Genomic DNA, 18,989 nt, shown 5'->3' on the forward strand with positions numbered 1-18,989 from the left:
GAAACACGTGAACGCAGAGGCTCTCCGACCCGAACGGTCCGTACTCGTGGCGGTAGCTGACGCACCTTTCGCGCTGGTCACTGCATGTACGCGGACCGAGATCCGCCTGCGCCGCATTGGCAGCGACGCTGGAGAACAACAAGGCTGCCGAGACGCCCAGCGCCTTCAAGAATACAGTCAATTGGCCCACGATACTTTCTCCATGCACCGAACCGCTCCCAGCGACATTAGCTGCGAAGGACTGCTCGATGCAACGGCCGCGTGCGGCCGTGGATAGAAGCAACCGCGCACAACCACCGCCGGGCTACCCCGGCCGGAGCAACGCCACGACATCCCCGGCGCGCAGCGTCTGGCCGGGCTTGACCGGCACCGACGCGATGCGGCCCGCCGCAGGCGCGAGCACAGAGATCTCCATCTTCATGGATTCGATGATCGCAAGTACATCGCCGGCTGCGACCGCAGCGCCCTCCTCGACCAGGATCTTCCAGATGTTACCGGGCACTTCGGAGAACGCCCCGATCTGGCCATCGGGAATGCCAGTCGTGACGGCGCCCGCGTCGAGCGTCTCCGCCGGTGCCTCGTCGAGCTTCATCTCGCGCCAACGCTGACGCTCGGCATCGAACGCCGCCTGCTGCGTCGCCTTGAACGCGGCGATCGACGGCTGCGCCGCCGCCAATGTCTTCGCATAGTCGGCATAGGAGAACTCGCCCTCGTCGATCCTGATGTCGTATTGCCCGTGCGGGAACGCGGCGCGTGCGTCCAAGAGCTCGTCGGCATCGACCGGGAAGAAGCGGATCTTGTCGAAGAACCGCAGCAGCCAGGGATGGCCGGGCTTGAAGACGGGCGTGGTGCGCCAGCTGTTCCAGACCTGGATGGTACGGCCGAACAGCTGGTAGCCGCCCGGCCCTTCCATGCCGTAGATGCACATATAGGCGCCGCCGATCCCGACCGCGTTCTCCGGCGTCCAGGTCCGTGCCGGGTTGTACTTCGTGGTCACCAGCCGGTGCCGCGGATCGAGCGGGGTTGCCACCGGCGCACCGAGATAGACGTCGCCGAGGCCGAGCACGAAGTAGTCGGCATCGAACACGATGCGGCGGACATCGTCCTCGCTGCCGAGCCCGTTGATGCGCCGGATGAACGCGACATTCGACGGACACCACGGGGCATCTGATCGCACCAGCTCCTGATATTTGCGCATCGCCAATTCGGCCTGCGGATCGCGCCAGGACAGCGGCAGATGCACGGTGCGGCTCGGCACCCGCATTGCGTCGACATCAGGCAATTCGCGTTCGATCCTGCGCAGCACGTCGAGTAGCTTGCCGCGCGACAGCGCGGTCCCGTCATAATGAATCTGCAACGAGCGGATGCCCGGCGTCAGATCGATCAGGCCGCCGAGCTTCGCCTCCTCCAGCGCCTGCGCCAGCACATGCACGCGCAGCCGCAGCGCGATATCGAGCTCCATCGGGCCATATTCGACCAGGAGGTTGTCGTCGCCGGCGCGGCGATAGACCACCGGGATCGGGCCATCGTCATGCCGTCCGACAACCGCCGAGCCGAGTTCCGGCGCCTTCAGCACCGTGGGCCCGGCAACCGGATCGTCGCGCGTCACCGGCACGAAGCGGACGGTGTCGCCGGGCCGGAGCTGGCCGACTTTCCAGAGCTCGTCGCGCGCGACCACCGCCGGACAGACGAAGCCGCCGAGGCTCGGCCCGTCGGGCCCGAGAATGATCGGCATGTCGCCGGTGAAGTCGATCGAGCCGACCGCATAGGCGTTGTCATGGATGTTGGACGGATGCAGCCCGGCCTCGCCGCCGTCGCTCCGCGCCCAACGCGGCTTCGGCCCGATCAGCCGCACGCCGGTGCGCGCGCTGTTGAAATGCACCTCATAGCTCGAGGCGAACAGCGTCTCGATGTCCTCATCGAGGAAGAAATCCGGCGCGCCATGCGGGCCATAGACCACGCCGATCTGCCACGCCGAGGTGAGCGGCGCGCGCTCGTCCTCGGTGGCGCGCCGCGGCGCGGTAAGGTCGGGTCGTTCAGAACCGATATGCAGCACGTCGCCCGCCTTCAGCGAACCCGTCGCATGGCCGCCGAAGGCGCCGAGCGCGAACACCGCGCGCGAGCCGAGGATCTCCGGCACGTCGAAACCGCCGCGCACCGCAAGATAGGTGCGCTGGCCGGGGCCCTTGATGCTGCCGATGGCGAGCGTCTGTCCTGCCCGCACCGCGACCGGTTCGTCATACCTGATCTCGTCGCCGTCGAGCGACGCCTTCATCTGCGCGCCCACGAGCGCGACGATCGCATCGGTGTTGAAGCGCAAGGTCGGCCCGTTGACCGTCAGTTCCAGCGCGGTTGTTACTTCGGGATTTCCGACCACGCGGTTGGCAAGGCGGAACGACCGTTCGTCCATCGGGCCGCTTGGCGGCACGCCGACATGCCAGAGGTGCAGACGGCCGGGCAATTCCTGCACGCCGCTCTGGGCGCCCGGCGCGACGACATCGATGGTGCGGGGGCGATAGCCGAACGCGCCAAGCACGCTGGTTGCGACCTGCCCGCTCCGGAACACGTCCGACGCCGCGATCGCACGCAGATAATCGAGATTGGTCTCGATGCCCGCGACGACCGTCTCATCCAGCGCCTTGGACAGCCGCGCGATCGCGACGTCGCGTGTCTCGGCCGACACGATGATCTTGGCCAGCATCGGATCGTAGAACGGCGACACCTCGGTGCCGGTCTCGATCCAGCCATCGATCCGCGCGTCCGGCGAAAAGCTGACCTGCGTCAGCCGGCCCGCGCTCGGGCGAAAGCCGGCGCCGGGATTCTCGGCATAGAGCCGCACCTCGATCGCTGCACCCTTTGGCGTGAGCGCGCCCGCAGCGCCCAGCACGTCCTCGCCGGCCGCCTGCCGGATCATCCATTCGACGAGGTCGACGCCGGTGACCTGCTCGGTGACGGGATGCTCGACCTGGAGGCGGGTGTTGACCTCAAGGAAATAAAAGTCCTCGCGCTCGACGTCGTAGATGAACTCTACCGTCCCTGCGGATTCGTAAGCCACCGCCTTACCGAGCGACACGGCGGCCGTATGCAGCCGCTGCCTGATGTCGGCAGTGAGTCCCGGCGCGGGCGTCTCCTCGAAGACTTTCTGGTTGCGCCGCTGCAGCGAGCAGTCGCGTTCGCCGAGCGCAACCACGTCGCCCTTGCCGTCACCGAAGATCTGCACCTCGATGTGGCGGGCCCGGGCGACGAACCGTTCGAGATACACCCGGGCATCGCCGAAGCTCGCCCGCGCCGTGCGCTGCACCGATTCAAAGCGTTCGCGCAGCGTCGCCATGTCGTGGCAGAGCTGCATGCCGATGCCGCCGCCGCCCGCCGTGCTCTTCAGCATCACCGGAAAGCCGATCATCTCGGCCTGTCGCACCGCCTCGTCGATGGTCTCCAGCAGGCCGGAGCCCGGCAGCAGCGGCACGCCGCTCCGCTCGGCGATCTCACGCGCCTTGTGCTTGAGGCCGAAGGCGTCGAGATGCTCCGGCCGCGGCCCGATGAACCTGATGCCGTGCTCAGCGAGCCGCTCGGCAAAGCGGCGGTTCTCCGACAGGAAGCCATAGCCGGGATGCACGGCCTCTGCGCCGGTCGCAAGGCACGCCGCCATGATCGCATCGACGTTGAGGTAGCTCTCGGCGGCGGCCGCAGGGCCGATGCGCAGCGCCTCGTCGGCCTCCAGCACCGGCCGGGTGAAGCGGTCGGCATCGGAATAGACTGCCACCGAAGAGATGCCCATGCGCCGCAATGTTCGGCCGATCCGCCCGGCGATCTCGCCGCGGTTGGCAATCAGGACCTTTCTGAACATGCCTCACGCCTCCGGCTCGAAGATCGCGACCTGTACCGGCGTCGGGAAGAAGCCGTTGCAGGGATTGTTGATCTGCGGGCAGTTCGAGATCAGGCAGAGCACGTCCATCTCGGCGACCAGCTCGATCGCGTCGCCAGGCCTGGAGACGCCGTCAACCACGGTGAAATTGCCGGCGGGATCGATAGGCACGTTCATGAAGAAGTTGAGGTTCGGCACGATGTCGCGCTTCGACAGCCCGTATTTCGCGGCTTCGATCACAAAGTTCTCGCGGCAGGCGTGCTGGTAGCGGGTCTGGTGCCCGAACCGCACCGTGTTGCTCTCGCAGGAGCAGGCGCCCGCCGAGGTGTCGTGCAGGCCGCAGCTGTCGGCGGTGACGCGCAGCATCACGCGGCCTTCATTGGACATGATCCTGGTGCCGAGCCCGACATAGGCCGAGCCCTGCGCGTGCAGCGTATCCTGGCCGCTGTAACGCTCGCCGAGATCACCGGCACAATAGAACAGCGTATCGACCGCCTGCTGGCCGTGGGTGTCCGTGATCCGCAGCGTCTGCCCTTTGCGGATGATCGCGGACCATGGCTGGCGCGCGGGAATTTCGACGTCGAGGACGATACGGCCGCGGGCCTGAACGGATTGCGTGGTCATTGCACCGCTCCTTCGCTGATCTCGCCGAAATACAGCGCGTTGTTCTCGAAGGCGCGGATCGCTTCCGCGGTCGCGGTGCGGCACAGATCATCCGCGGCAGGCGTGTCTGCGCGATAACGCACGATCTCTACGTCGGCCTGCGGGTAGGTCTCCGCGGGATCGAGCGGATGCGGACAGTTCGACAGCGCGACCAGCAAATCCATCTCGGCCCGCAGGTCAACGAAGTCGCCTTGTGCGCGGCGTTGCCCGCACCAGACGAACCTTCCGTCCGAATCGATCGCAACCGGTGCAAAGAAGCCGACGCAGGGATGCACGTCGCGGCGATCGAGCCCGAGCTTGGCCGCGGCAAGAATGAAGTTCTCACGCGTGTTGCGGAGACTACCGTCGCCGTAGTTCGCCCGGTTGGTCGCCGCGGTCGAGCCGCCGACCACGGCGTCATGCGCGGCGCTGGTGTCCTCGGTGATGGCGAGCAGCGCGCGCCCCATGTCCGACAGCAGCACGCGGCCCTTTTGCAGCCGCGCCGCCCACTGCACCTTGATGGTGTCGGCGTGGTTGAGCCGCTCGGCGGTGTCGGCGCTGTTCCAGGCGAGCAGGCTGACCGTGGAGGCCCCTGATGTGTTGACGATGCGCAGCGTATCGCCGCGGTTCAGCCGCGTGGTCCAGTACCAGCCGGCCGGAATCACCTCGCGATGAATGATCGCATCGGCAGAAATCGGCGCGGCGTCGCGCGCGGTCGGCGACGGCAGCGCCCGCGGCGCGTGCTCCAGCCCGGCGGCCTTCAGCTCATTGTAGCGTCGGGTATGCGCCGCGACCTCGGCCTTCTGTTCCTCTGTGAGGATCATGGTTGCTCCTTCAAGACGAGAGCGCCGGGCCGTCCCGGCTGATGCTCCTTGCCTGACCGGGTCGTCCCGATCGGAGCCGGTTGAACTGGCGACCGCAGCTCGGCGCTGCGGCGCGGAAAAATCTCGAGGTCGCGCGATATGGTGGCGCCGTAGCGCTCACGCTCCTCGGGCCGGTTGCGCTGACGTTCCAGCGCGATCACGCGCGTCGCGAGCCCGAAGGCCTCGCTGAGGTCATGCGTCACCATTACGACCGTGAGATGGGTCTCGTTCCAGAGCCGCTTCATCAACAGATGGATGTCGGCGCGGATACCCGGATCGAGCGCGCCGAACGGCTCGTCGAGCAGCAGGATTTTCGGGCCGCGCATGATCGCCTGCGCCAGCGCGAGGCGCTGCTGCATGCCGCCTGATAGCGCGGATGGATATTTGCTCTCCTGACCGGCGAGCCCGACCTCCGCGAGCAGCTTCATCGCCTCATCGGCGGCGGCGCGCCGCGCGGCGCCGAACAGGCGGCCGGTGAATCTGGCGTCGCGCAGCTCGCGGCCGAGCATCACGTTTTGCAGCACAGTCAGATGCGGAAACACCGAGTAGCGCTGAAACACCACGCCGCGATCGGCGTCCGGCTCGCCGGGCAGCGGCTTGCCGTCGACCAGGATTTGGCCGCGCGTCGGCTGCTCCTCGCCGAGCAGCATGCGGAGCAGCGTGGTCTTGCCGCAGCCGGACGGGCCGACCAGCGCGATGAAGGCGCGCGGCTCGACCTCCATCGTGATGCGCTCCAGCACGATGTGGTCGCCATATTCCTTCCACACGTCGTCGAAACGGATCGCGCTCATTCCGCCCTCACCGAGGCAAACCAGGGAAACGCCTTGCGTTGCAGGACGCGCAGGCCGACATCGATCAGGAACGCCAGCAGCGTGATCCAGGCGACGTAGGGAATGATGACGTCCATCGCGAGATAGCGGCGCACCAGGAAGATCCGGTAACCGAGCCCGGAATCGGAGGCGATCGCCTCGGCCGCGATCAGGAACAGCCATGCGGGCCCGAGCTGCAGCCGCAGCACGTCGATCAGCCGCGGCAGGGTTTGCGGCATCGCGATACGCAGCGCGATCTGCCAGGTCGAGGCGCCGAGCGTCTGCGCCTTGACGATCTGCTCACGCGGCAGTTCCTGCACCTTCATGGCGAGATCGCGGATCATGCAGGGCAGCGTCCCGATCACGATCAGCGCGATCTTCGAATTCTCCCCGAGCCCCATCACGATGAACAGGATCGGCAACAGTGCCAGCGGCGGCACCATCGAGGTCACTGAGACAAAGGGCCCGAGCAGTGCATTGGCGCCCGGCAGCAGCCCGATCACGATGCCGAGCACCAGCGCGGCCACCGTCGAAATCGCCAGCGCCGACCCCAGCCGTCCCAGGCTGGCGACGGTGTCGGAGGCCATCAGATAGCCGCCGGTGCGCGGGTCGACCTCGAACGCCATCTGCTTGACCGCCTGCACCATGCTCGGCAGCGCCGGCAGCAGCTTGTCGTTCGGGTTTTGCGCGAGCCGTGCGCCGGAGCCGACGAAATAGGCGATTGCGACCAAGAGGAACGGCAGCGCGAGCAGATAGAATCGCGTCTGCCGTCCCGGCCGTATGTTCACAAGTCGCATCGTCGGCTCCTGCGTGAGGCGTCGTGCTGCGGTCAGAGCTTGCCTTTGGCGGCTTCGTCCATGTAGGTCGGGTCGAAGCGCAGCTTGACGTTCGCCTTGTCGCCCAGCACCGACTTGTCGGCGAGCTCGATGCCGACGGCGTCGGCCGATTTCGCGCCCTTGCCGAGCAGGTCCTTCTCGAACAGGAATTTGCGCACCCGATCCATCGTCGCCCCGACCGTCTTGCTGCGCGTAAACGCTTCGGCGTCGGTTGCCTTGTCGAACAGTTTTGTGGTCGAGAGCTGGCTGTCGAAGCCGGCGAGATCGGTGCCGGAGGCCTTGGCCATCGCTTCTTTTGCAACCTTGGCAGCAGGATCGTTCGCCGTCATTTTCGACAGCGTCTCGTACCAGATGCCGACCAGCGCCTTGGCGAAATCCGGATTGTCCTTGGCGACCGCGGTGTTCACCACCATCAGGTCCATGATCTCGCCGGGGATCTGCGAGGAGTCGAACACCTTCCTGGCGTCGGGCGAACCGAGGATTTCCGTCACGATCGGATTCCAGGTCACGACCGCATTGACGTCTGATGTCTTGTAGGCGGCCGCGATATCGGCATCCGACGTGTTGACGACCTTGACGTCCTTCTCGCTCAGCTTGGAGGTCTCGAGCGCCCGCGCCAGCAGATAATGCGACACGGAGAATTCGACCAGATTGACCGTCTGCCCCTTGATCGCGGCGAGATCGGCCTTGTTCTTCAGGATCACGGCGTCGTTGCCGTTGGAGAAGTCACCCATCACGACCGCTGTGGTGTCGACGCCGCCGGCGGCGGGAATCGAGAGCGCGTCCATGTTGGTGATGGTGACGGCATCATAGCCGCCGGCGGTGTACTGGTTGATCGATTCGACGTAGTCGTTGAACTGCTTGACCTCGATCGCGATGCCGTATTTGTCGGCCCACTTCTTGACGATGCCGGTGTCGGCCGCATAGCCCCACGGCATCCACCCGACATAGATCGACCAGGCGACCTTGAAGCTCTTCTTCGGCGCGGCGTCGGCCGCAGGTGCGGCCGCGAGCACGACCGCACAGCCGATGACAACAGAGCGAAGGAATAAAGAGAACTTGTTCATTGCCGATCCCTCTTGCGAAACTTCACAAAAAGGGACTGGCGAAAAGACCATCGCTCCGCCAATCCCTTGGCTGACGAGGTCTCCCGGGCTTTTATCCCGCCGTGCACCTGCGGGGATGTCTCCCCCGCAAGCGGCTGCTCTCGGACCAGCATCTTGCGCGGCAAGATCGGAACCCTAGCGGCCAACTCAGCGCCTTTGATGCACGAGGCGTGCCACGGCACCGGCGTTTGAATCTCATAGGATTTTTGACCGCGCGTCGTTCGACGGCAAAGGCGCTTTGCTCAAAAACTGCGCAGGCCTGCCCACAAATGGCTCTGTCATTTCGCCGACGTCGTCAGCAGGATGACGTCGAGGGGGATGTTCGATGCGCAAGCTCTTGAGTGTCCTGTGCGCCGGCCTTTGGCGCGGGCTGCACGGCCGTTACGGCCAGACGCCGACATGCGATGTCGGCGGAGCAAGGAGGCCGTAGCACCGGTTAAGTCGTCACGGTGTTGACCGCGAGGCTTTCCTTGTAAGCCGGCCGTGCGGTGACACGGTCGAGATAGGGCGTCGCGACGTCGCAGACGCCGACCCCGTAATCGATCGCCCACACCAGGCAGGTCGTCAGCAGGATGTCCGCGCTGGTGAACTGATCACCCATCAGATATTTGCGGCCATCCGACAGCGCGACTTCGACGTGCCTGAGCTGCTGGCGGAAATACTCCGCGGCCTTGCCGACCACGTCGGGCGCATGGCCGTAGATGTGCGCGAGGCCCTGGAGGCCGTGGCGGCGCATCACGTAGAGGCTGGTCGAGTCCAGCTCAGCCACGATGAAGAAGCACCATTCCAGCCACCGCGCGAAATCGCGCGCTGCAACCGGCACCAGCGAGACATCGGGATTGGAGTAGGTGCGCGCCAGATAGGCGACGATCGCGGCGCTCTCCCCGATGGTGAAGTCGCCATCCTGCAGCAGCGGTATCTTCTGGCGCGGGTTCAGTTCGGTGTATTCAGGTGTCTTGGTCTCGCCCGAGCGCGGCAGGATCGGCCTGCAGCGATAGTCCAGTCCGAGTTCGTGCAGCGCCCAATGGGCCCGGATCGTCCGCGATGTCCCCACGCCCCACAGCGTCAAAGTCTCCGGCATGGCATCACCATTTCTCGACCGACGGCCGCAGATCGAGTTCATGACTCCAGCCGTCGCGGCTCTGCTGATGCACGAACCAATAGGCCTCGGCGATCGAGGATGTCTTCGTCAGGGAATCCGGCGCGATCTCCGACGCGTCGATACCCCTGTCGGCCATCCGCTGGTGAATGGCCGGGCTGTCGACACCGGCATCGATCAGGAGATGGGCGACATGGATGTTCTTCGGTCCCAATTCGCGCGCCATCGCCTGGGCGACCGCCCGCAGGCCGAACTTCGCGGATGCAAAGGCGGCAAAGCCGCTGCCGCCCCGCACGCTCGCAGTCGCACCGGTGAACAGCATGGTGCCGCTTCCATGCCGCAGCATGTGTCGCGTCGCCTCGCGTCCGACCAGGAAGCCGGCCATGCAGGCGAGCTCCCAGGCCTTGAAGAACAGTTTTTCGCTGGTCTCGTGCAGGTCCTTCTTGACGTTCGAGCCCGCATTGAACAGGCAGACCTCGATCGGTCCGACCTCGCGCTCGACCCGCTCGCACAGCTCCTGCACTTCGGTCTCGCGCCGCGCATCGACCGCGAATGCGTGCACCTTGCGTCCGGCGCGGGTCAGCTCCTCGACCAGGGCGCCGGATTTCGCCGGATCGCGCCGCGCGATGCAGACGGAGTAGCCGCCGGCCGAGAACCGCCGCGCGACCGCGGCGCCGATCGCATCGCCCGCGCCAACCAGCAAGGCAGTCTTGTTCATCTCGGCCATAGGACATCTCCCACCGACGGCGGTTTTCAGTTCGACAATCGTGACGTTGCGCGGCGCGGCCGTTCAGACCGCGCGCACGGCCTTCTGCGCGATCATCGCTTCGATGTCGCCCTCGCCGTAGCCGAGATCGCGCAGCACCTGCCGCGTATGCTGGCCGATGCGCGGCGCCGGGCCGCCGATCGCCGCAGTGTCGACCTCGAAGCGCGCCGCGGGCTTCGGCTGCCGCACGGTGCCGACCCCGGGCTGCTCCAGCTCGGCGATCAGCCCGCGGGCCACCACCTGCTCATTGGCGATGATCTCGCCGCGCCGCAGGATCGGCGCACACGGCACGTCAGCCGCGTCGAGCCGCGCCAGCCATTCGGCGGTGGTGTGCCTGCCGATATAGTCCTGCATCTTCTTGATGCGCGCGGTTGCATTGACCGAGCGTGAGGCCGGCGTCGCAAAACGCTCGTCCGCAGCAAGCTCCGGATCGCCGGTCGCCTTGCAGAAACCCTGCCATTCGGAATCGGAGATCGTGCCGCAGGTGAGGTAGCCGTCCGAGGTCTGGAACACGAGATCGGGACGATCGTTCGGATCCGACGCGGTCTGTTCCCGGCCGACCACGGTGTATTGCATCATGCTCTCCGGCCACAGATAGGCGATCATCGCGTCGAGCATCGCCACCTGGATGTGCTGGCCGCGGCCGGATTTCTCGCGGGCATACAGCGCCGCCGTGATCGCCTGCGCGGCATAGACCGCCGTCGTCTTGTCGGCGACGATGGTCCGGATCATCTGCGGGCGGTTGGTGACCGGCTGCGCCTGCACGTCGCAGAAGCCCGACAACGCCTGCACGATGGGGTCATAGACCCGCTTCTTGGCATAAGGTCCGTCCTCGCCGACGCCGCTGATCGAGACATAGATCAGCCGCGGATTGTTCTTGCGCACCTCGTCCGGACCGAGCCCGAGACGTTCCATCGTGCCGGGCCGGAAATTCTGCACCAGCACGTCGGCCTCTCGAACCAGCTTGCCCAGCACGTCGCGGCCGGCATCGGTCTTCATGTCGATCGAGAGCGAGCGCTTGCCGCGGTTCGACGAGATGAACAAGGCCGAGAACTCGCCGGTCTTGTCGACATTGGCCCGGCTGCGGCGGGTGATGTCACCGCCGATCGGCTCGACCTTCAGAACATCCGCGCCCTGGTCGGCCAGAAACATCGTCGCGAACGGGCCTGAGACGACCCCGGTCAGATCGAGTACGCGAACTCCCGCCAATGGCCCAGCCATGCTTGTTTCCTTCTCCGATGCGCGGACGCTACCAATCCCCGAGCGCAACCGGCTTACGACGGTGCAGCCATCGGCGCTTGCGGGAAATCGCCGCGACTTGCGGAAAAGCGCCGAAACTCAGGCCCGGCGCTGCTGCCGGAACACAGATGGGCTGACGCCTGTTGCCTGCCGGAACGCCGAGGAGAAATGCTGGGCGTGGCTGAAGCCCGACGCCAGCGCAATGCTCGTCAGGCTCTCGTCGGTCTCGCCGAGGCTTCGCTTGGCCGCTTCGATGCGCAGGCCGAGCACATAGCGATGCGGGCTCGTACCGGTGCTTTCCTGGAAGGCGCGCAGGAAATGCCGCTTGCTCAGGCCGGCGACATCCGACAGCGCCGACAGCGAAATCGTCTCGCCGAGATTCGCGCGGACGAACTCCTCGATCCTCCGCAGCTTGAGCGCCGGCAATCCGCCGCGGCTCACTGGCTTCACCGGCTCCGCGCCGCGCGACAGCCGCGCCAGATGCGCCAGCGCCTGGCTGGCCCAGCCCTCGGCAAACAGGTCGAACAGATTGTCGGGCGTCGCGGCCTCCTCGCTGAGTTCGGCGAGCCCGCGGCAAAGCTGGGCATGCCCGAACGCAATCGCCGGCCGTTCGATCAAACCGTTGAGGCGGCTCTGCACGAACGTTGGATCGAGGAACACGACAACATAGTCGAACGCGGGCCCGACTGACCATTCGCCCTGGATCTCGGTGCCGGCCGGAAACAGCGCGAGGTTTGCCGCTTCGGAGAACTCATGCTCGACCGGCCGGCCGTTGATGGTGGCCCGCAACCGCGAGCAGCCGTTGCGGAACCAGAACAAGGTCAGCTCGGGCTGGCGGAAGTGCCAGTTCATCCGTGGCCGGGAGGTCCGGCTGAGCAGCTCGACCCTGATCGGCTTTGACCTGGCGATAACGGAAGACACAAGTTCACCGCCGACGTGGCGGACAAACCGCTCCGGACGCACTTCCTCCATGGGACATCTCCTCCGCGTTTGGCACGGATGGTAAGTTCCAAATCAGAATTGACTATCCGACGGCGAAAATCCAGCCCTTTGTCGGCTGATCGCCAAGATGTTAGCGGGCGGATGCAGGGAACAACGGCGCGAACCCGATCACGGGCACCGGTATCACCATCGAAGACGGCGACGTTTACCCGGCGACGCGCAGCGCGGTCACCGCGACGCAGGCATTGCCGAACGGAATCAGCACCACCTGCGCGCCGTTCGGCAGTGCGATGGTCGCGAGTTCACCGAGCGCGCCGCTTTGCCCGCTCAGCTTGGCGAGTTCGGCGGAAACCGTCGCGCAGTTTTCCGCCCGCGGCGTCACCCGCACCAGATTGCCCTCGCAGGACGATCCGACCGGTGCGGCAAACACGACGCCGGCGGCCTGCTGAGCAGGATTGCCCTGGCTGGGCTGGTTGGGTGCGAGCGCGACCAGCGACTGCACCGAATGCGAATTGCCGGCCTTGGCGTCCCACTGCGACTGCGCGGTGTAGTTGGAATTGGTCGCGAGCCCACGGCCGAGCGTGCCGAACAGATTGGCGCAGGTGACGATGTTGGCCTGCCGCGCCTGATCGTCGAACACGGTCGGCTGTTGCCCGGCCTGCTGCGGCGGAACGGATGCCGCGGCGGCAGGCGGCGTCTGCGCCTCTGGACGCTTGTGCGGCTGCGGCTTCGCAGCGGCGGCGGGCTTCTTCACTGGCGCCGGCGCGGCCGGCTGCAACGGCACCGGCTGCGTCTGCTGGGCGTAGACCACGACGCCGGCGGCACCGAGCGCGGCCACCACGACCGCGACAAAGATCAGTCCAAGGGTGCGCCGCATCGACCATCCGTCCTTTTCACTTCGCGCTTCAGTTTCGAGCCGGATCCCGGAATTCCACATCCGCATCTCCGACCCCGTTTCATTTCAGTTTCGCCAGCACGCCTGACAGTCCGTCGAGCGGCGCTTCCAGCACGACCGGCCCTTGCGGGAGCTGATAGGACACGCGGCACGGTGTCGCCGCGCGGATGTGCCGGCGGAGCACATTGCCGATCGCGATCGTGGCGAAGCAGAAATTGCCGTCGCAGCGATCGGTCCGCGCGACGATGCGGTCCACACTGTCACCCATGGCGAGTTCGATCTGCGCACCGACGCCGGCGGCCGCGGGAATGCGCATCGCCATCAGCGGCTTGCCGTCGGCGGTCGCGATCAGCGACCAGTTGAAGGCGACCGCGCCCTGTGCGTTGACGATCGTTTGCGTGACGTTGCAGACCCGGCGCTTCGACTTGAGAATCTCGTCGCAGATCAGGGTCCAGTTCTTGAACGGCTGGATCATCCGCCTGAACTCGCCGAGCATCTCGCCTTCCGGCACCACGACGTCCGACGGCTTCACGGTGTAGGCGGGTGCCGGCGCTGGCTGCGCGGCGGCGCTTGCCGCCGCCCCGAGCCAGATCGCCAAAGCCAGACACGCCAGCCGCCTCGTCGCCGTCAGGGTCAATTGAGCGTCAGGCTCACGCCGGCGCTGAAGCCCCAGTCGCTGCCGGCGGTGGTCGCCGCCGCGTTGGTGCGCAGCTTGCCGTTCTCGCTGGTGTAGCCGAGGCCGAAGGCGAGCGCGCCCTGGCTGCGCCAGACGCCGCCGCCGGCCGAGGCGCTGACCTTGCCGGGCCGGTCGTCATAGCGCAGCGACGCAGCGGCCATGCCGATCGCCGCCGCACGCCAGGCGTCCTGCCGCACCTCGCCGATCTGGCCGTTGAGCTGCTGGAACGCGCTGTTGAGCTGGTTGACGTTGACCGCGTCGGTGCCGAGGACGCCGGGCGCCACGTTGCTGATGGTGACCGGCGCGCCGTTGCCGCTGTTCAGCGTCAGCTTGTTGGTGGTGCCGCCGGAGCCGTCGCTGTCGTAGCGGATCGAGCTGTTGGCAAGCGCCTGGAGCTGGCTGACATTGACCGCATCGGTCGCAGCCGAGCCGGCGGCGACATTGGTGACGCGGCGTTCGGCGCCGGACGAGCCGACCGACACTTCGCCGGTCGCGACGCCCGCGACCGTCTTGCCGACGACAGGCGTATAGGCCGCATCGCTCAGATTGGCCGTGGTGGTGGCGTTGGCGCCGAGCGCCAGCGAGTTGGCCGCCGTTGCCTTGGCGCCGGCGCCGATCGCGACCGAATTGTCGGCCGAGGCGGCCGAGCCGTTGCCCATCGAGATCGCATTGGCGCCGCTCGCGACCGATTGCGGTCCGATCGCGACGCTCTCAGCACCGGTCGCAATCGAATCCGCCGCGGTCGAATTGGCGTGGAAATATTTGACGCCGCCGCCGCCGGTCGAGATGTTGTTGACGGTGGTGTAGAGAGCGGCGAGCGAGGTGTTGGTGGCCCACAGCTGTGAGCCGTTGATCGCGTCCGTCGAAGTCGAACTGATCTGGCCCGCGGCGACATTGGTGATGGTGCGCTCATTGCCGGCGCTGCCGACGCTGACAGTCGATGTCGGATTCGTGCCGGCGAAATTGTAGGTGGTGCCGGCGATCGTGGTGTTTGATGTCTTGACCACCGCCGAGGTGGTCGAGTTGGCGCCGAGCGCGACGTCGCCGGCCTGCGCCGAGGCATTGGCGTTCGGACCGAGCGCGACGCTGGTCGGGTTGGAGGTCTGGGCTCCCGCACCGATCGACACCGACTGGATGCCATTGGCAACCGAGTTGGTTCCGAACGCGATCGAATCGGCGAAGTTGGACAGCGAGTTCTGGCCGATCGCGATGCCGCCGGGCGCGGTTTGCTGCACGGTTGCGCCAAAGCCCATGCCGATGCCGTTGTCGCCATTGACCACGGTCTGCGGTCCCACCGCGACCGAATTATTGCCGACCGCGAGCGAGTCGGCGAGCGTCGAATTGGCGTGGAAATATTTCGTGGTCGTGGTCGCGAACGACGACAACGCACCGGTCAGCTGCCGCACCGTGACGGCGTCGGTCGACTGGGTGCCGTCGGCCACGTTGGTGATCTGCCGATAGCTGGTCGCATTGCCGACCGACACCGCACCGAGCAGCGTGAGGTCGGTGGTGTTGTAGGGGATGACGGTGCCGCCGATCGTGCCGGAGGCCGGCGCGACCGCGCGGTTGGAGATCGAGCCCGAACCGATCGCGACGCCGTCGGCGACGGTAGCCTGGGTGTTGAAGCCGAGCGCGGTGGAATTCGCCGCCGTTGCCGACGCGGCAACGCCCACCGCCATCGAATTGGTCCCGGTCGCACCGTTGTTGTTGTAGTTGGCCTGCTGGGTGCCGCCGTCATTGACGCCGTAATAATGCGTCAGGCCGTTGCTGACCACGGTCGAGAGGCTGTCGATCGCCGAGGTGGCGGCGAACAGCTGCGAGCCGTTGATCGCATCGGTCGAGCCGTTGCTGATCCGGCCTGCGGCGACATTGGTGATGGTGCGCTCGTTGCCGACCGAGCCGACGCTGACCGTCGAGCCGGGCGTGGTGCCGGCGAAGGCGTAATTGGTCGTGCCGATGGTGATGCCTGATGTGCCGACCGCGGCGGCGGTGACGCTGCCGAAGCCGAGCGCGACCGCGTTTGCGTTCGAGGCGTTGGCGTTGGCGCCGAGCGCGAGCGCATTCGCGGCACCGGCGCTCGAATTGACACCGAGCGCGGCCGCCTGAAAGCCCGCCGTAGCCGCGTTCTGGCCGATCGCCGTGCTGGAGTCGGCCGAGGCCTGGGCATTGGGGCCGACCGCGGTGCTGTATTGGCCTGTCGCCTTGGATATGAATCCGAGCGCGACGCTGTCGAGTGCCGATGCGGTGGAGGAGTTGCCTACGGCGATGGCGTTCGCGCCGGTCGCCGTCGACACCGGTCCAACCGCAATCGAATCGGTCCCAACAGCAGAAGAATCGGCCAGCGTCGAATTGGCGTGGAAATATTTGATGCCGCCGCCGGTATTGATGTTGTTGACGGTGGTGGCGAGGCCGTCGACGGCCTGGTTGGTGGCCCAGAGCTGCGAGCCGTTGATGGCGTCGGTCGAGGCGTTGCTGATCCGGCCCGCCGCGACATTGGTGATGGTGCGCTCGGCGCCCGGCGCACCGACGCTGACGGTCGAGTTCGCCGCTGTGCCGGCGAAGTTGTAGGTGGTGCCGTTGATGACCGTGCTCGGCGTATTGACCGCGGCGGCGGTCACGCTCCCGAAGCCGAGCGCGACGGCGCCCGCATTGCTGGCGTTGGCATTGGCGCCAAGCGCGAGCGAATTCGTAGCGCCGGCACTCGAATTGACACCGAGAGCGGTCGCCTGAAAGTCGGCTGCCGCCGCATTCTGGCCGATCGCGGTGCTGGATCCACCTGAAGCCGTCGCATTCGGGCCGACCGCGGTGCTGTAAGTGCCCGTCGCCTTGGCGATGTATCCCAAAGCTACTGCGTCGAGCGCCGACGCAGTAGAGGCGTTGCCGACGGCGACGGCATTGTCGGCGCCGGCGGCCGAGGAGTTGCCAACTGCGACGGCGCTGGTGCCGGACGCCGCAGCACTCACGCCGGCTGCAAGCGCATTCGCTCCCGTCGCGCCGAGGTTGTTGTAATTGGTATCGGTGCCCGGGCTGATGCTGTTGACGCTGAAGTCGTGATGGGCACTCGCAGTGATCTGGCCCGAGAGCGTGTTGGCGACGCTGTAGAGCTGCGAGCCGTTGATGGCGTCCGTGCTCGACGTGCTGATCCGCCCGGCCGCGACGTTGGTGATGGTGCGTTCGGCGCCGACCGCACCGACGCTGACCGTCGAGCCCGGCGTGGTGCCGGCGAAACCCGAATAGGTGATCCCGTTGATCACCGCGTTGGACGTACGGACCGCCGCGGTCGTCAAGCTGCCGGAGCCGAGCGCGACATCGCCAGATTTTGCCGCCGCCGTGGCGCCGTCGCCGAGTGCGATATTGCCGGCAAGACCGGCCGCACCGGCGGTGGAGCCGTTGCCGAGCGCCACCGAGCCCTGCCCGATCGCCTTGTTGTTGTTGCCGATCGCAACCGCACCGTTGGCCTGGTTGGCGGCGGTGGCGCTGGCCGTGCCATCACTGTTGGCGATGTTGTTCGCACCGCCGGTGAAGGCGCCGGTGCCGCTGGCGTAGCTCGGATCGCCGATCGTCACCGCACCATTTCCATAAGCGACGTTGTTCGCACCGATGGAGACCGCCTGGCCGCCGGTGGCCGTCGAATTGGTGCCGACCGCAATCGCATTGGCGGCATTGGCCACCGCATTGGTGCCGACGGCGATGGCGCTCGTGGCGCTGGCAGCCGCCTGCCCGCCGACCGCGATCGCATTGTCCGCTGACGCATTGGCGCCAGCGGTCGCGTTGCCGCCGAGAGCCAGCGAGCCCGCGCCCGAGGCGGTCACTCGCGTTGCCGCGCTGGTCCCGCCGGACCCAAGCGCGGTCGCATTGTTGCCGGTGGCTTGGGCCAGATAGCCAGACGCGAGCGAACTCGCACCACTGGCATTGGCTCCGGCGCCTGTGGCGATCGAAAAAGTGCCGCTGGATGCCGCATTATTGCCGAGCGCGATGCCGCTGGTCGCCGCATTATTGACGATCGCGCCCGATCCGATTGCGACCGAGCCTCCGGTAGCCTGCGCCTGCGCCTGGTTGCCCACCGCGACGGAGAAATCGGCCGACGCGATGGCGAGGTTTCCCCCGGCGAATGAGCCGCTGCCAGACGCGGCGGCTTGCTTGCCAATGGCGGTGGCGTTGACGGCGCTCGCGACGGACCCCCAGCCTCCAGCAAATCCGTAGTTGGCACTGGCCGTGGAGCTCACACCGACCGCAGTAGAGTTCCCGGCCGAGGCAACGGCGAAGGTGCCCAAGGCGCTGGCGCCGGCTGAGGTGGCACTGGCATTGACGCCGATCGCAACCGAATTGACGTTGTTCGAGACCGTGTTGGAGCCCAGCGCGATCGCACCGCCGGTGCCCGACGCCTGCGCATTCCGCCCGATTGCCACCGTGTATTGTCCCGACGAGCTGGCAAGGTACCCTTGGGCAATCGAGTACACACTGCTTGCGGTCGCGCCGTTTCCGATCGCGGTCGACTGATCCCCGGTCGCGCTGGCGGAGGTGCCGAACGCGCTCGAGCCGGTCCCGCTTGCAGTGGCTGTGGTGCCGACAGCGGTGGACCATGGCCCGGTTGAGTTCGTGCCGGTGCCGATCGCAATGGCCTCGAAGCTGAAGCCGGCGGGCGCGACCCCGCTCGCATTCGAGGCAGCGCCGATCGCGATCGGAGAGCCTTGGCCGGTCGCGTTCGCCTTGGCGTTGGCACCCATCGCGACCGCCGAGCCGGACGAGGACGTCGCCGATGCATTGGTGCCGACTGCCGTTGCGCCGCCGCCTGAGGCAGCGCTACCGGTTCCGGCGTTGTAATTCTGTGCGCTCGCGGCCGAAGTGCCGGCGACCATGATTGCGAGCGCGGCGCCTGCAATACCCAGCGAGCCGAGCCCAAGCCGGTCGCGCTTCATGCCCAGCATCCGATGCGCCTGTCGCAGCACCGCCAGCAACCGGCGCCGCAGCGAGCGGCTGTCCGCGTCACCTGACGCGACCCAGCTCCGCACGAAGCCGGTGCGGCCTTGACGCTTCAGCAATGCGATTGGAGTCTGTGCGACAACCATGGTGCGCCCCCTTTGTGACATCTTGTCCAGACGTCCGGGGTACCGCGCCGCTGCAGACCGAATGCGGACCCGTCGGGCTCGCATGTAGAGAAATCAGGAGCGCGCGATGCGCACTCGGCTTCCGGTCTTGGTCGATGATCTCCAGCGTTCAGCAAGCGCGCTATGCCACCCAGCGCTTGCTC

At 66.6% G+C, this 18,989-nt stretch carries 13 protein-coding genes and 1 riboswitch; all 13 genes read right to left on the bottom strand.

Going from position 1 to position 18,989, the window contains the following annotated elements:
• Positions 1 to 304: 304 nt before the first annotated feature.
• The gene (uca, locus tag BI327_RS30965; protein ID WP_076865056.1) at positions 305 to 3,847 is read right to left on the bottom strand and encodes an urea carboxylase; all 3,543 of its coding nucleotides are present in this window, start codon (positions 3,845 to 3,847) and stop codon (positions 305 to 307) included.
• Between the two features lie 3 nt (positions 3,848 to 3,850).
• Positions 3,851 to 4,489, bottom strand: a complete 639-nt coding sequence (locus BI327_RS30970; protein ID WP_076865057.1) for an urea amidolyase associated protein UAAP2 — start codon at positions 4,487 to 4,489, stop codon at positions 3,851 to 3,853.
• Positions 4,486 to 5,331, bottom strand: a complete 846-nt coding sequence (locus BI327_RS30975; protein ID WP_076865484.1) for an urea amidolyase associated protein UAAP1 — start codon at positions 5,329 to 5,331, stop codon at positions 4,486 to 4,488. Before BI327_RS30975 ends, BI327_RS30970 begins: the two co-directional genes overlap by 4 nt.
• Entirely contained in the window at positions 5,328 to 6,161 is an 834-nt protein-coding gene (locus BI327_RS30980; protein ID WP_143271715.1) for an ABC transporter ATP-binding protein, read from the bottom strand. Before BI327_RS30980 ends, BI327_RS30975 begins: the two co-directional genes overlap by 4 nt.
• Positions 6,158 to 6,976 carry an ABC transporter permease gene (locus tag BI327_RS30985; RefSeq protein WP_076865058.1) on the bottom strand — a complete coding sequence of 273 codons (819 nt, stop codon included), beginning with the start codon at positions 6,974 to 6,976 and terminating at the stop codon, positions 6,158 to 6,160. Before BI327_RS30985 ends, BI327_RS30980 begins: the two co-directional genes overlap by 4 nt.
• 32 nt (positions 6,977 to 7,008) lie before the next feature.
• Positions 7,009 to 8,082, bottom strand: a complete 1,074-nt coding sequence (locus tag BI327_RS30990; RefSeq protein WP_076865059.1) for a putative urea ABC transporter substrate-binding protein — start codon at positions 8,080 to 8,082, stop codon at positions 7,009 to 7,011.
• Positions 8,083 to 8,160: 78 nt separating this feature from the next.
• A riboswitch (guanidine-I (ykkC/yxkD leader) is annotated at positions 8,161 to 8,271 on the bottom strand.
• Positions 8,272 to 8,557: 286 nt separating this feature from the next.
• Complete coding sequence (locus BI327_RS31000; RefSeq protein ID WP_076865061.1) at positions 8,558 to 9,202, bottom strand: glutathione S-transferase family protein; 645 nt, start codon at positions 9,200 to 9,202, stop codon at positions 8,558 to 8,560.
• A gap of 4 nt (positions 9,203 to 9,206) precedes the next feature.
• Complete coding sequence (locus tag BI327_RS31005) at positions 9,207 to 9,947, bottom strand: SDR family NAD(P)-dependent oxidoreductase (RefSeq protein ID WP_076865062.1); 741 nt, start codon at positions 9,945 to 9,947, stop codon at positions 9,207 to 9,209.
• Positions 9,948 to 10,010: 63 nt separating this feature from the next.
• A complete protein-coding gene (locus BI327_RS31010; protein ID WP_076865063.1) occupies positions 10,011 to 11,207 on the bottom strand; it encodes a CaiB/BaiF CoA transferase family protein in 1,197 nt (398 codons plus the stop codon).
• A 117-nt stretch (positions 11,208 to 11,324) separates the two neighbouring features.
• A complete protein-coding gene (locus BI327_RS31015; protein WP_076865064.1) occupies positions 11,325 to 12,197 on the bottom strand; it encodes an AraC family transcriptional regulator in 873 nt (290 codons plus the stop codon).
• A gap of 175 nt (positions 12,198 to 12,372) precedes the next feature.
• Positions 12,373 to 13,044, bottom strand: coding sequence for a hypothetical protein (locus BI327_RS31020; protein ID WP_143271716.1), 672 nt, complete (start codon positions 13,042 to 13,044; stop codon positions 12,373 to 12,375).
• 79 nt (positions 13,045 to 13,123) lie between these two features.
• Complete coding sequence (locus tag BI327_RS31025; protein ID WP_083742273.1) at positions 13,124 to 13,699, bottom strand: invasion associated locus B family protein; 576 nt, start codon at positions 13,697 to 13,699, stop codon at positions 13,124 to 13,126.
• Positions 13,696 to 18,807 carry a beta strand repeat-containing protein gene (locus tag BI327_RS43595; protein WP_076865066.1) on the bottom strand — a complete coding sequence of 1,704 codons (5,112 nt, stop codon included), beginning with the start codon at positions 18,805 to 18,807 and terminating at the stop codon, positions 13,696 to 13,698. The genes BI327_RS31025 and BI327_RS43595 overlap by 4 nt, the downstream gene beginning before the upstream one ends.
• Positions 18,808 to 18,989 lie beyond the last annotated feature (182 nt).

The organism is Bradyrhizobium mercantei (assembly GCF_001982635.1).
Lineage (GTDB): Bacteria > Pseudomonadota > Alphaproteobacteria > Rhizobiales > Xanthobacteraceae > Bradyrhizobium > Bradyrhizobium mercantei.